Origin of the sequence: Bradyrhizobium sp. C-145 (assembly GCF_023375135.1) — a bacterium.
Classification (GTDB): domain Bacteria; phylum Pseudomonadota; class Alphaproteobacteria; order Rhizobiales; family Xanthobacteraceae; genus Bradyrhizobium; species Bradyrhizobium zhanjiangense.
Genome location: NZ_CP088150.1, coordinates 1062357 through 1075478, shown reverse-complemented (window position 1 = coordinate 1075478; position 13122 = coordinate 1062357). Strand labels below are relative to the sequence as shown.

The 13122-nt window shown below is 63.7% G+C and carries 17 protein-coding genes; 9 read left to right on the top strand and 8 right to left on the bottom strand.

What is annotated here, in order from left to right; translation table 11 throughout:
- Window positions 1–236: 236 nt before the first annotated feature.
- Window positions 237–1730 carry an FAD-linked oxidase C-terminal domain-containing protein gene (locus tag LRP30_RS05035; protein ID WP_128946417.1) on the bottom strand — a complete coding sequence of 498 codons (1494 nt, stop codon included), beginning with the start codon at window positions 1728–1730 and terminating at the stop codon, window positions 237–239.
- 276 nt (window positions 1731–2006) lie between these two features.
- Between LRP30_RS05035 and cycA the strand changes: the two genes are divergently transcribed.
- Window positions 2007–2402 (top strand): cytochrome c-550 CycA, encoded by a 396-nt coding sequence (gene cycA, locus LRP30_RS05030; RefSeq protein ID WP_091886974.1) that lies wholly within the window; start codon window positions 2007–2009, stop codon window positions 2400–2402.
- A 118-nt stretch (window positions 2403–2520) separates the two neighbouring features.
- Here the strand turns inward: cycA and LRP30_RS05025 are convergent, their stop codons facing one another.
- Window positions 2521–3477 carry an alpha/beta hydrolase gene (locus LRP30_RS05025; RefSeq protein ID WP_249759541.1) on the bottom strand — a complete coding sequence of 319 codons (957 nt, stop codon included), beginning with the start codon at window positions 3475–3477 and terminating at the stop codon, window positions 2521–2523.
- Between the two features lie 331 nt (window positions 3478–3808).
- Here LRP30_RS05025 and LRP30_RS05020 point away from each other — a divergent pair, with 331 nt between their 5' ends.
- Window positions 3809–3991, top strand: coding sequence for a hypothetical protein (locus LRP30_RS05020; RefSeq protein WP_091886978.1), 183 nt, complete (start codon window positions 3809–3811; stop codon window positions 3989–3991).
- An 11-nt stretch (window positions 3992–4002) separates the two neighbouring features.
- Here the strand turns inward: LRP30_RS05020 and LRP30_RS05015 are convergent, their stop codons facing one another.
- The 3 genes from LRP30_RS05015 to ykgO form a co-directional block, all read right to left on the bottom strand.
- On the bottom strand, window positions 4003–4263 hold the full coding sequence (locus LRP30_RS05015; protein WP_128931362.1) for a hypothetical protein: 261 nt from the start codon (window positions 4261–4263) through the stop codon (window positions 4003–4005).
- A gap of 125 nt (window positions 4264–4388) precedes the next feature.
- Entirely contained in the window at window positions 4389–5030 is a 642-nt protein-coding gene (locus tag LRP30_RS05010; protein WP_091886982.1) for a tetratricopeptide repeat protein, read from the bottom strand.
- A gap of 104 nt (window positions 5031–5134) precedes the next feature.
- The gene (ykgO, locus tag LRP30_RS05005) at window positions 5135–5260 is read right to left on the bottom strand and encodes a type B 50S ribosomal protein L36 (protein WP_006611362.1); all 126 of its coding nucleotides are present in this window, start codon (window positions 5258–5260) and stop codon (window positions 5135–5137) included.
- A 306-nt stretch (window positions 5261–5566) separates the two neighbouring features.
- On the opposite strand from ykgO, the gene LRP30_RS05000 reads away from it, so the two are divergent.
- From LRP30_RS05000 to LRP30_RS04990, 3 genes are all read left to right on the top strand, one after another.
- Entirely contained in the window at window positions 5567–6451 is an 885-nt protein-coding gene (locus LRP30_RS05000) for a 4-hydroxyphenyl-beta-ketoacyl-CoA hydrolase (RefSeq protein ID WP_011090280.1), read from the top strand.
- Window positions 6452–6631: 180 nt separating this feature from the next.
- Entirely contained in the window at window positions 6632–7363 is a 732-nt protein-coding gene (locus LRP30_RS04995) for a haloacid dehalogenase type II (protein WP_249759540.1), read from the top strand.
- Between the two features lie 58 nt (window positions 7364–7421).
- Window positions 7422–7889, top strand: a complete 468-nt coding sequence (locus LRP30_RS04990) for a YbaK/EbsC family protein (protein ID WP_249759539.1) — start codon at window positions 7422–7424, stop codon at window positions 7887–7889.
- A 6-nt stretch (window positions 7890–7895) separates the two neighbouring features.
- On the opposite strand, the gene LRP30_RS04985 is transcribed toward LRP30_RS04990, so the two are convergent.
- Both LRP30_RS04985 and LRP30_RS04980 read right to left on the bottom strand, forming a co-directional pair.
- On the bottom strand, window positions 7896–8240 hold the full coding sequence (locus LRP30_RS04985; RefSeq protein ID WP_091887079.1) for a hypothetical protein: 345 nt from the start codon (window positions 8238–8240) through the stop codon (window positions 7896–7898).
- 96 nt (window positions 8241–8336) lie between these two features.
- The gene (locus tag LRP30_RS04980; RefSeq protein ID WP_128931358.1) at window positions 8337–9323 is read right to left on the bottom strand and encodes a tripartite tricarboxylate transporter substrate binding protein; all 987 of its coding nucleotides are present in this window, start codon (window positions 9321–9323) and stop codon (window positions 8337–8339) included.
- 147 nt (window positions 9324–9470) lie between these two features.
- Here LRP30_RS04980 and LRP30_RS04975 point away from each other — a divergent pair, with 147 nt between their 5' ends.
- A complete protein-coding gene (locus LRP30_RS04975; RefSeq protein ID WP_249759538.1) occupies window positions 9471–9728 on the top strand; it encodes a hypothetical protein in 258 nt (85 codons plus the stop codon).
- Between the two features lie 106 nt (window positions 9729–9834).
- Here LRP30_RS04975 and LRP30_RS04970 read toward each other — a convergent pair whose 3' ends face one another.
- The gene (locus LRP30_RS04970) at window positions 9835–10770 is read right to left on the bottom strand and encodes a LysR family transcriptional regulator (RefSeq protein WP_128931356.1); all 936 of its coding nucleotides are present in this window, start codon (window positions 10768–10770) and stop codon (window positions 9835–9837) included.
- Window positions 10771–10889: 119 nt separating this feature from the next.
- Between LRP30_RS04970 and LRP30_RS04965 the strand changes: the two genes are divergently transcribed.
- From LRP30_RS04965 to wrbA, 3 genes are all read left to right on the top strand, one after another.
- Window positions 10890–11642 carry an SDR family oxidoreductase gene (locus LRP30_RS04965; RefSeq protein ID WP_128939860.1) on the top strand — a complete coding sequence of 251 codons (753 nt, stop codon included), beginning with the start codon at window positions 10890–10892 and terminating at the stop codon, window positions 11640–11642.
- A 37-nt stretch (window positions 11643–11679) separates the two neighbouring features.
- Window positions 11680–12378, top strand: a complete 699-nt coding sequence (locus LRP30_RS04960; RefSeq protein ID WP_249759537.1) for a pirin family protein — start codon at window positions 11680–11682, stop codon at window positions 12376–12378.
- A gap of 125 nt (window positions 12379–12503) precedes the next feature.
- Entirely contained in the window at window positions 12504–13103 is a 600-nt protein-coding gene (gene wrbA / locus LRP30_RS04955; protein ID WP_091887000.1) for an NAD(P)H:quinone oxidoreductase, read from the top strand.
- The last annotated feature ends 19 nt before the right edge of the window (window positions 13104–13122 follow it).

The following is a 13122-nucleotide window of genomic DNA, read 5'->3' as shown; positions in this document are numbered from 1 at the left end:
ATCCGGGAGCATCCGGCTACACTCCGGGACATAAGAAGCACGCCATGGGTTCTAAGAAAGGTCACCCCGGCGCTTCTGGCTACGCTCCCGGCCAAACCACTGGCGCGAGCACGAAGTCTGGTGGCGCGAGCACGAAGTCTGGCTACTGACGGTCGCCTCGCAATTGCCAATAGGCCAATGACAAGAGCCGCCGCGGTCTCAACCCGGCGGCTCTTCGTGTGAGTGATCCCGGTCGCTCAGAACCGGGGAATATCCGGAAACGCCAGCTTACCTGCATGCACATGCATACGGCCGAGCTCGGCGCAGCGGTGCAGGGTCGGAAACACCTTTCCGGGATTGAGCAGGCCCTGCGCGTCGAAGGCACATTTCAACCGCTGCTGCTGGTTGAGGTCGATCTCACTGAACATATCCGGCATGAGGTCGCGCTTCTCGATGCCGACGCCGTGCTCGCCGGTGAGCACGCCGCCGAATTCGACGCAGGCGCGCAGGATGTCGGCGCCAAAAGCCTCCGCGCGCTCGATCTCGCCGGGCTTGTTGGCGTCGTAGAGGATCAGCGGGTGTAGATTGCCATCGCCGGCGTGGAACACGTTGGCGCAGCCGAGCTGGTATTTTTCGCTGAGTTCGCGGATGCGCGCCAGCGCCTTCGGCAGCGCGCCGCGGGGAATCGTGCCATCCATGCAGAGATAATCGGGCGAGATGCGGCCCACGGCGGGGAATGCGGCTTTGCGGCCCGCCCAGAACAGATTGCGCTCGGCCTCTGAGGTCGAGATTTGGCAGGTGGTCGAACCGCAGCCATTCGCGATCGCCTCGACGCGCGTGATCAGTTCGTCGACCTCGATCTTGGGACCGTCGAGCTCGATGATCAGCAGCGCCTCGACATCGAGCGGATAGCCGGCATGGACGAAGGCCTCGGCGGCGTGGATCGCGGGCCTGTCCATCATCTCCATGCCCCCAGGGATGATGCCGGCCCCGATGATGCGCGCCACGCATTCGCCGGCGGCCTCGACCTCCGCGAAGCCGACCATCAGCGCACGCGCCGTCTCCGGCTTTTGCAGGATGCGCACCGTGATCTCGGTGATGACCCCGAGCAGGCCTTCGGAACCGGTGATGACGCCCATCAGATCGTAGCCAGGGTTCTCCGCCGACTTGCCGCCGATGCGCAGGATCTCGCCGCTCATCAGCACGATCTCACAACCGAGCACGTTGTTGGTTGTCATGCCGTATTTCAGGCAATGCACGCCGCCGGAATTTTCCGCGACATTGCCGCCGATCGAGCAGGCGATCTGCGAGGACGGGTCGGGCGCGTAGTAAAAGCCGGCATGCGCGACCGCCTGACTGATGGCGAGGTTGGTGACGCCGGGCTCGGTGACGACGACGCGGTTGTCGAAATCGATCTCGCGGATGCGCTTGAACTTGCCGAGCCCGAGCAGCACGCCGTCCTCGAGCGGCAGCGCGCCCCCGGACAGCGAGGTACCGGACCCGCGGGGCACGACCTTGATACCCTGCTCTGCACAATATTTCAGGACCAGCGAGACCTGCTCGGTGGTGTCAGGCAGCACCACGACCATCGGCGGCTGCCGATAGGCCGTCAATCCGTCGGATTCATAGGCTCGCATCTCGGCGGCGCTGTCGATCACGCCTTCGCCGGGGACGATTGCGCGCAGTGCGGCAACGACGTCCGCGCGGCGCGCGAGCACGGCCTGGTCGCTCGCAGGCATCATGATGGCCATATCAAATCCTTCATGGCATATCCTTCCGGCTCACGCCGGGCGGTCCAATTTGTCGCGGTAAATCAACCACGTCCGGGAGTGTTTGGGTAGGCCATCCGAAAGTCGGACCCGCAATCGCCAGCGAGTTCGCTCTGGGACAAGTAGGAAATCGTGAAACCTGTCATGGTCTGGCGGCTTGTCCAAGCCGGGCAGGCCTGCCAAAACCGGCAGGTCCGACGATTGCCGCTCAGGCAAGAGACTGACTAGACCCACCAGGGAAGAGACGAAGAGCACCCGATGACAAAACTGACTTTTGGCGCACTGACGATCCTCACCGTGATTGCCACCGCACCCGCCGCGATGGCGCAGGATGTCGCGGCCGGCAAGACATCGTTTAACAAATGCCTGGCCTGCCACGCAATCGGCGAAGGCGCCAAGAACAAGGTCGGCCCCGAGCTCAACGGCCTCAACGGCCGCAAGTCGGGCACCGCTCCGGACTACAACTACTCGGATGCGAACAAGAATTCCGGCATCACCTGGGACGAGCCGACCTTCAAGGAATACATCAAGGATCCCAAAGCCAAGATCCCCGGCACCAAGATGGCATTCGCCGGCATCAAGAACGAGACCGAGATCAACAATCTCTGGGCCTATGTCTCGCAGTTCGACAAGGACGGGAAGATCAAGCAGTAGGTGCGGAAAAGGCGGCCGCTAGAGCTTCGATTCTGATTGAATCAGAACCGAAGCTCTAGCTTCTTGTTTTGACGCGTTTGCTTCACGCGAACCGGTATCCACTTCGCTCGAAAACGCTTTAATCGGCGGCCGCCTGCGCCGAGACGATTTTCCCGATCATCGTCTCGATCTCCGCCTTCACGACATCCGGTACGGCGTTCTGCACCATGTGGCCGAGATCGGGCAGCACGATCAGCTTCGCATTCGGCACGATCGCGGCAAAGGGGCGTGCGTGGATGCCGGTCGATACGGTCTTGTCGGGCTCACCTGCGATGATCGTGACCGGCGCCGATATCTCGCCATAACGCGCGACTTGCGCAGCAACCGCTTCCTTCAGCGTCACCAGATCATAGGCATTGGCGATGAACTCGCGCGGACGCAGCAGCAGCGGCGTCGCGGAGTCCTTGACGAAGCCGTCCGGCATGACTTGCGGCAAGAAGACGTTGCGCGCACCGGATTCAGTAAGAACATAGCCGAGCGGCAGCGTGATCGTGTAGGCGAGCAGCGGACCGATCACAGGCGTTGCGATGATCTCGTTGTAGCGGCCGACGCCGCCGCGCCAGGGATGAGTGACGGGCGCGAGCATCACGAGGCCGGCGACGCGGTGCGGGTGATCGAGCGCGATCCGCGCGCCCAGGGCGCCGCTCCAGGAATGCACCACGAAGACCGCGCGGTCGATCCCGAGCTCCTGAAGCGCATCATCGATCATCCGCGCCTGGATCTGCGGCGTCGAATCCTGCCGCCGCACGCGCGTGCTCCAGCCATGGCCGGGACGGTCGATCAGAATGACGCGATGATCGCTGGCGAGGAGATCACCGAGCGGCCGCCGCATTGCTTCGAGATTGGAGCTTGCGCCGTGCAGCATCACGATCGGCAGGCCAGCATTGCGCGGGCCGAGATCGACGACGTGAAGCACCGCGCCGTCGACCTCGATCATCCGGCCCTGCGGCGGAAAGGCGCGCTGCACGACGAGGATTCCGGCCTGCGTGGCCAGCGCCAGCAGAACCAGCGCCGTCACGACTGACATCACGATCATTGAGCGAATCCGGGCGGTCCTGGGCACAAGGCAGTTACGGGTCTTGGCACACGGCAGTTTCGCTCAGTCGGCTTCAGGGCTTCCACCGGAAACAGCGGGGCTGTGGATATGTGCACAATTAGGGAACGTAAAAACCCAACGGAATCAACAATAATCCTTGGCGACACGCAAGCCTCGGACCAGCTTCATGCAGTCGTCATCGCGGCTTCCATATAATCGCCATGGTCGGTTCGGCCATCTAGGCGCGGGTGGGCGCCGATCCTCCTCGCAGCCTCGGGGATGCGGGAAAGACCGGCAGGATTTTTTCCTGGTTTGAACCGGAGGATTTTCGATGAGCTTCAGATCGAACGACACTGCGATCGACGAGATCGTCGCGAGCTGCAGCGGCGACCTGCGCGGTGCGGTGCGGGCGCTGCTCCTGATCAACGAGCATCTCGAAGCGGAGCTTGCAAAGGCTTACGCCGCGGTCGCCGATCGCGGTCTCACCGAGCGCGGCGGCAGCGTCCTGCACTAGGTGCAAGCGACTTAGTTCGACCCGTCCTCGTCCTTCTCCTCGTCGGGCGTTGCCGCGGGACAGGCGCGGATCGTCGAACGGGCGAGCTTGGCGTCGGCCTTGGATTTGTAGGGGCCGTCACCGAACCAGATATCGCCGATGATCACGGGATTGCTGGTCACGATATCGCATTTGCCGGTGGCGCGGTTGCCGACCACCCAGAACAATCCATCGGCGAGGCTCACCGTCCCGGACGCGAGCAGCAAGCTACCTGCAAAGATCAAACGCTTCATGGCTTTTGCTCCTGCCATGCAGGTAGGCCTGCGGCAGCCCCGGCAATAGCCCTCGCGACGCGACGCCTGCGATCGTGGTTAATCCGCGCCGGCCGCGATCGCTCAAGAAATGATCGAGTTATAGGCTAGATGTCGCGGCCTTCGACCTTCTCGGTCAGCGCCTTGACCTGGTCGGGGATCTTCTCGAGGTGCGGATTGACGGCGAGCGCCTTGCGGTAGGCTTCCAGCGCGCGCTTCTCGTTGCCGACCTCCTGCATGATCATGCCGAGCCCTGCGAGCGCACCGAAATGGCGCGGCTCCCGGATCAGCACTTGCTGGATGTCGGCGAGTGAGCGGCCATAATCGTTCTGCATGTAATAGAGCGTGGCGCGCCGGTTCCAGGCCTCGATATAGTCGGGCCTGAGCTTGATGATCGAATCCAGCAGCTTGATTGCGACATCGATCTTCTGCGCCTCGACCGCGGTCTTGGCGCGCGACATCAACAGTGCCGCGGTGTCGCTCGGGGTCTGGAGCCAGATCGCCCAGATCCGCGCCTCGACATGCTTGGCGCTGGTCTCGTCGGGCGCTGCCTTCAGCGCGCCGAACAGGAAATCGAGATTCTTGGTGCGGTCGACCTTGGGCAGCTTGGCCGGCGCTTCCGGCAGCTTCTTCTGCTGGCCGGGCGGAGGCGGCGGCTCAATCTGCTGCGCCAGCACCGGGGCGAAGCCGGCGGTCCCCAGGACGAGGGCCAGACACAGGGTGGGCGCGCAGAGGAATCTCAGTGCCATGGGCAAAGTCTAAACGCGCAAAGCCGCCCTTGCAAAGCAGGGCGGCGTCAAACTCGTGTGAGACCGTGGTGTTGCGGAGCGCGAAGGCGTCCGGCAGGGCGAGATCAGCCCTGACGCGCCTTGAAGCGACGCTGCACCTTGTTGATCACATAGACCCGGCCCTTGCGGCGGACCAGGCGGTTGGCGCGATGGCGACCGCGCAACGATTTCAGCGAGTTACGGACCTTCATGGCAGAATCCTGAACGTTCGAAAGGCCGTGTTCGGCACTACCGTTTCGGCACGCGCGAATGTGGCAAAATGAGATTTTTCCCGCTGGCGGATGACCGCCCGGGACGGGGCGGTTCTTAAGGCATCGCGGGAGGTGATGTCAATGTTAACTGCCCGGTTCCGAACCAGCAAAATTCGCGAAAACAAACCCCATGCACAGTAGAAACGGCCGAATCGGCCCGATCCGCCAAGCCGAGAACCTACGGCAGCGCCTTGCCAAATTCGTTATATGATATAATCAATTTGGCAACCCGTCGGGAGGAAACCAATGCCGAAACTGAAGCTGCCCAACATCGACGATGTCGTTGCCATCGACATCCACACCCATGCCGAGGAGCCCTGCGGCTGCCATGCCGACGACGGCTATGACGATTTCCAGGCGCAGATGGCGGAGTATTTCAAGTCACCCAACAAGCATCCGCCAACGGTGCCGGAGACCGCGGCGTACTATCGCTCCAAGAACATCGCCGCCGTGATCTTCCCGGTCGACGCCGAGCGCGAGACCGGCTTCCGACGCTATAACAATTACGAGATGCTGGAGGTCGCCTCCGACCATCTCGACGTCCTCATCCCCTTCGTCTCGATCGATCCGCACAAGGGCAAGCTCGGCGCCCGCGAGGCGCGCAAGCTGATCGAGGAGTATGGCGTGCGCGGCTTCAAATTCCACCCGACCATGCAGGGCTTCTACGCCAACGACCGCATGGCCTATCCGCTCTACGAAGAGATCAACAATGGCGGCGCGATCGCGCTGTTCCACACCGGCCAGACCGGCGTCGGCTCGGGCATGCCCGGCGGCATGGGGATGCGGCTGAAATATTCCAACCCGATGTACATGGACGACGTCGCGGCCGATTTCCCCGACCTCAAGATCATCCTCGCTCACCCCTCCTTCCCCTGGCAGGAGGAGGCGCTGTCGGTCGCGACCCACAAGCCGAACGTCTATATCGACCTCTCCGGCTGGTCGCCGAAGTATTTCCCGCCGATCCTGGTGCGCTACATCAACTCGATTCTTCAGGACAAGATGCTGTTCGGCTCGGATTGGCCGGTGATCACGCCGGACCGCTGGCTGTCGGATTTTGCCAAGATCGACATCCGCGACGAGATCCGGCCGAAGGTGCTCAAGGCCAACGCGCGCAAGCTGTTGGGAATCTAGGCGCTCACCCATCGCCCGTAGCGAATCGAGGGCTTCGATCCCGGTGACCGAAGCCCTCACGCTCGGACGCTCGAGGCCTCAGCCGGGTCTTCGCCGAGCGGGAGGCTCGGAATATAGAACGACGATAGCTGGCCGTTCCGATATAGTCCGTGCGCCTGCAACGATCCAAGGGAGGGGTCAATGAGCATCAAAGCCGTCGTCTTCGACGCCTACGGCACGCTCTACGACATCCAGTCGGTCGCAGAGATCACCGAGGATGCGTTTCCGGGCTATGGCGAGATCATCACGCAGGTCTGGCGTATCAAGCAGCTCGAATACACCTGGTTGCGCTCGCTGATGCGGCGCTACGAAGATTTTGCCACTGTCACGCGCCACTCGCTTGCCTATACGCTGCGCGTGCTTGGGATCGCTTACGAGAACGACACATTCGAGCGTGTGATCGAGAAGTATCTGCACCTCGACCTCTATCCGGATGCGACAGCAGCGCTTGCGGCTCTGAGACCGCGAAAGCTTGCCATCCTCTCCAACGGCAGTCCGGACATGCTCAATGCGCTCGTGCGCAATTCCGGCCTCGACGCCCTGCTCGATGCCACCATCAGCGTCGACGCGAAGAAAATCTTCAAGCCGAGCCCGGACGTCTATGAGCTGATCGGCGAGGTGCTCGGCACCAAGCCGAACGAGGTTCTGTTCGTCTCCTCCAATCCCTGGGACGCCGCCGGCGCGAAATCGTTCGGATTGAAGGTCGCCTGGATCGAACGGGTGACGCCCGAAGCCATGGCGCTGGCTTGCGTCGAGAACGAACTCGTGGCACCGCTGACGATGTTCAAGGCGATCCGCACCCAGATGGACGAGCTCGGCTTCGCGCCGGATCACCGCATCCGCGCGCTCTCCGAGCTACCAGGAATCGCTTAAGGAATCGCCTAATCTAGGGATCGCCGCCCGCCCATGTGCTTGGAATGAGCTGTTTGGAATGAGCCTTCAATCCGTTCGCGATTTTTTCGCCGAGAAAGCCCCCGATATTACCGTCATCGAATCCCCGATCAGCTCTGCCACGGTGACGCTGGCGGCGGAAGCCTATGGCGTCGAGCCGGGGCGCATCGCCAAGACGCTGTCGTTGCGCGTCGGCGAACGCGTGATCCTGATCGTCGCTGCCGGCACATCGCGCATGGACAACAAGAAGGTGAAGGCGCAGTTCGGGGGCAAGCCGAAAATGCTGGGACCGGAGGAGGTCGCCGAGATCACCGGGCACGAAGTCGGAGGCGTCTGTCCGTTCGGCCTGAAGGCGCCGCTGCCGATCTATTGCGACGTCTCGCTGAAAGCGTTCGACGTCGTGGTGCCGGCCGCAGGCTCGACCCACAGCGCCGTGCGCATCACGCCGGAGCGGATGGCTGAGCTCGTCGCGGCCGAATGGGTCGATGTCTGCGAACACCGATCCTAAGCGAGGCTAATCATCCTCGTCATAATAGGGCCGCGGCGGAGGGGGCGGCGCGGTGTTGTAGCGCGGCGGGGGCGCGGCGCGGTTGCGCGGCACCGGCTGCTGCGGCTGGGCCTGGTTGTTCGACTGGAACACTGCGCGGCAGCCGCTCGAGAGCTGCGGCGTGTTCTGCTGCAAGCAGGCAACGATACGGTTCACGTCGGGAATCTGATCGCTGCACAGACGCCACACATCAGGCGTGCAGGCCATCTGTTGTTCCATCGTGCCGCGATATTCCTGGGCGAATGCTGCGTTCTGCGCGACGATGCCGCCGATCGCGAGCGCCACACCCAGCGCAATCCGCTCTGTTCGCATGTCCCGATCCTTCCCGAATCCCATCAAAACCTCCTCAATCAATGAGGCGGGGGAAGGTTCTGGACCAACAACAAAATGTGAAAGAGCGCCTGGAACCTACTCCACCTTGCCGATCTTCTTCACCGCCGCGATCAGCCGCGCGCTGTCGGCCGCGACGAATTGCGCGAAGGCCGGCGCATCCTGATAGGCCACGAGACTGCCCGAGGCCTCGAACGATTTGAGCACGTCCGGACTGGTCATGACCTGCGCCATCGCCTCGCGCAGACGGGTCGCGATCGGGGCCGGCAGCGCGCTTTGCGCGAACAGGCCGGCCCAGATGTACATCTCGACATCCCTGTAGCCGAGCTCCTGGAAGGTCGGCACGTCGGGGAAGCTCGCGATGCGCTGCGCGCCGCAATTGCCGAGCACGCGCAGCTTGCCGCCGTCGACCTGCGGCTTCAGCGTTCCGGGTGCGGCGGCGATCGCCTGCACGGTACCACCCAGGATCGCCGTCAGTGCCGGACCTGCCCCGCGGAACGGCACGTGCAGCAGCTTGATGCCGGCGCTGCTTGCGAACATCTCCATCGCCACGTGCAGCGTGCCGTAGGGCCCGGACGAGCCATAGGTGATCTGGCCTGGCCGCTTCTTCGCGTCCTCCACGAAATCCTGCGCCGTCTTCCACGGCGCCGAGGCCGGCACCGCGAGCAGCGTGGGATCGGCGAGCACGCGCGCGATCGGCATGAACTGCGAGACCTCGTAGGCAACGGGACGCTCGAACAGCCGATCGGCCTCGGGGAGCACCGCGAGCGAGGACAGCGTCATCAGCAGCGTGTAGCCATCGGGCTCGGCGCGCGCCGCGGCGGCATTGCCGACCGATCCGCCGCCACCGCCGGCTCTGTTGTCGACGATCACGGGCTTGCCGAGGACCCGCTCCAGCGCCTGTGCCACCGGACGCGCGGCGAGATCGGCCTGTCCGCCGGCGGGAAACGGCACGATCATGGTGATGTTGCGGGCGGGATAGGTTTGAGCGAAGGCTTTGTCAGGTAACGCAGCGCGCAACAACGGCAGTGTAGCAGCGGCGCGAAGGACGTCGCGTCGATCCATGGCAGGTCCCTCCCCTCATTTTCTTTGTTTCGCCAGCCAGCCTAACGTCGCGATCGGCAAGAACAAGATGTTTACGAAGCATTAGCCATGTTCGACCGAGCCCGGAACGCATGCCTGAGCCCTCCGTTGCCCTTCCAGGAGTGTGCCATGGGAAAACTCGCGGCCATCGACATCGCCTTGGACGAGATGCTGGTGAATCTCGCCGCGATCGTCTTGCGACTTTCAACGCCCGAAATGACGCGAACGCCGGAAGCGCGGCGCGCACTGGCGCAATCCGTCCATCAATATGCGGTTTGCGCGAGACGCTCGAGCGACCCGCGTGTTCACGAGCTGAAGTCGCAACTGGAAGACACGCTGAAGCCAAGCTTGCGCATTGTCGCGATCGACGGCGTGAAGGTGTCGTAGTCGAATACCGTCATTGCGAGGAGCTCTTGCGACGAAGCAATCCTCCGCGGAGACACTCTGGATTGCTTCGCTGCGCTCGCAATGACGAAGTTGTTGAAGCCGGTCGCTACGACGTCGTTGCTTTCCCACGTGGCCGCCGCTTGCACGTGCCCGGCAGCTTCGCGGCCAGGAAATCGCCGAGCGCCTCGACGCGTGCGGGGCGCGGGCCGCCGGGCGGCGTCACCAGGTGCACGGCGCCTTCGGCCTGCTTCCAATCCTTCAGGATCACCTCGACCTGGCCTGAGGAGATCGCCTCACCGACGATGAACTCGGGAAGCTCGGCGATGCCGAGGCCTGCGATCAGCGCCGGCATCACCGCCTCACCATTGTTGACGCGGAGCTGGCCGCCCGGGCGCACACTGGCCTGCTCGCCGGCCGAATTGGTGTAGTGCCAGACGTTGGGCGTGGAGAGATAGGCGTAGCTGAAGCATTTGTGCTCGGCCAGATGCATTGGATGCGTCGGCCGGCCGTGCTGTTTGAGATAGGACGGCGCGGCCACGGTATAGCGCGGCATGGTGAAGAGCTGCCGTGCGATCAGCGAGGAATCCGGCAGCCGCGCGATCCGCACCGCCATGTCAAATCCTTCTCCGATCAGGTCGACGGTCGCATCGCTCAGATGCAGGTCGACCGAGACTTCCGGGTAGGCCTGGAAGAATTCCGGCAGCAGCGGCGCGACCGCCTTGATGCCGAATGTCATGGGCACGGCGAGCCGGACCAGGCCGCGCGGTGCCACCGATTGCGCCAGCGCTTCGTTCTCCGCCGCTTCGCCATCGGCCAGCAGGCGCGTCGCGCGTTCGGCGAGCTTGTGGCCGGCATCGGTCAACGCGAGCCGGCGCGAGGTGCGGTTGAACAGGCGGGCGCCGAGCCGCTCCTCCAGCCGCGTGACCGCCTTGGAGACCGTCGCCTTGGACATCGCGAGCTCGCTTGCGGCCCCCGCAAACGACCGTAATTCCACGACTTTTGCGAAAACCGCGAGCGCCTCGAAATCGGGGAGTTTTGCCATGGGCTTTGGTCCAATCGGGGTATTTAGAGAAACAATGCGTTTCAACAGTTTCTATTTCTATACCACAGGCGGAGGCTTATCCAAGGGGCCATCAGACATTCAGGAACTGGAGAAATCCAATGACCAAGAAGCTCTCAGGCAAGGTTGCCCTCGTCACCGGCGGCTCGCGCGGCATCGGCGCGGCTTCGGCCCGCGCACTCGCCGATGAAGGCGCTGATGTCGCCATCAGCTATGTCGCTTCGCCCGACAAGGCGGAGGCCGTCGTCGCCGAGCTGAAGGCCCATGGCGTCAAGGCCCGCGCCTACAAGGCCGATCAGGCCTCGGCCAAGGAGGTCGATCAACTGGTCAGGAGCGTCGCCAGTGATTTCGGCCGGCTAGATATCCTCGTCAACAACGCCGGCGTCGCCGTCGGCGGATTGATCGACGATGCCGCGACCGACACCGCCGCGCTCGCCCGCCAGGAAGACATCAACGTGCACGGCGTGATCGCCGCGATCCGCGCGGCCTCGAAGCTGATGGGCGAAGGCGGCCGCATCGTCACGATCGGTTCCGGTATTGCCACACGCGCCTCGTTCCCTGGCCTCGCCGATTACGCTGCGACCAAGGCTGCGATCGTCGGTTACTCCAAGGGCGCTTCGCGCGACCTCGGGCCGCGCGGCATCACGGTCAACGTGCTGCAGCCGGGCTCAATCAACACGGACATGAACCCCGACGACGATCGTGAATTCGCCGACGCGCAGCGCAAGCAGCACGCACTGCAACGCTTCGGGACCGCGGAAGAAATCGCCGCCGGCGTCGTCTTCCTCGCAAGCCCGGAGGCCTCCTTCGTCACCGGCACCGTGCTCAATGTCGACGGCGGGTTCGGCGCCTGATCCGAACCGCCCCCCTTCAAGTTAAGGAATTACGCAAATGATCGAACTCAGACCTTTCGCAAAGCTCGGCGGCGCCGATCACGGCTGGCTCAAGGCCAAGCATCATTTCTCCTTCGCCAGCCACTACGACCCGAACAACATGGGTCACGGCGCGCTGCGGGTGTGGAACGACGACGAGATCGCGCCGAACACCGGCTTTCCCGCCCATCCCCACGCCAACATGGAGATCATCACCTATGTGCGCGAGGGCGCGATCACCCACCAGGACAGCCTCGGCAACGAGGGGCGGACCGAAGCCGGCGACGTGCAGGTGATGAGCGCCGGCAGCGGCATCCGCCACTCCGAGTACAATCTCGAGCCGACCAGGACGCGGATCTTCCAGATCTGGATCGAGCCGACCTCACGCGGCGGTCAGCCGACCTGGGGCTCGAAACCGTTCCCCAAGGCGGACCGTTCCGGCAAGCTCGTCACCATCGCGAGCGGCTTCGAAGACGATGCGGACGCGCTGCCGATCCGCGCCGATGCGCGGGTGCTCGCCACCACGCTGATGGCCGGCGAGAGCGCGGAATACGCGCCGCAGAAGTCGCGGCACCTCTATCTCGTGCCCGCGGCAGGTTCAGTCGAGATCAACGGCGTGCGCGTCAACGCCCGCGACGGCGCCGCGATCCGCGACGAGGACAGCTTGAAGGTCACCGCTCTGGAAGATTCGGAGCTCGTGCTCGTCGACGCGGCGTAAAGGCCGCCCCCACACAGCAACTCGTCATGCCCGGCCTACGCCACGCCGAAGAGGCTTCGGCGTCGCAGGCGGGGCAAGCCCGGAAACGAACAAACACTCACCTCGTCATCCAACGGAGACCACCCATGACCAAAGTTCTCGTCCTCTATTATTCCGCCTACGGCCACATCGAAGCGATGGCCAATGCCGTCGCCGAAGGCGCGCGCGAAGCCGGCGCTACTGTCGACATCAAGCGCGTTCCGGAGCTGGTGCCGGCCGAGGTCGCAAAAGCCTCCCATTACAAGCTCGATCAGGCTGCCCCCATCGCCAAGATCGAAGACCTCACCAATTACGACGCGATCATTGTCGGCACCGGCACCCGCTTTGGCCGCATTGCCTCGCAGATGGCCAACTTCCTCGACCAGGCGGGCGGGCTCTGGGCCAAGGGCGCGCTGCACGGCAAGGTCGGCGGCGCGTTCACCTCAAGCGCGACCCAGCATGGCGGCCAGGAGACGACGCTGTTCTCGATCATCACCAACCTGCTGCATTTCGGCATGGTCGTCGTCGGCATGAACTACGGCTTCGCCGGCCAGATGAAGCTCGACGAGGTCACCGGCGGCGCGCCCTATGGCGCCACCACGATCACCGGCGGCGACGGCAGCCGTCAGCCCAGCGCCAACGAGCTCGCCGGCGCACGCTATCAAGGGCGCCAGATCGCGGAGACCGCAAAAAAGCTGCATGGCTGATGCGATCGCGGGCGGCATT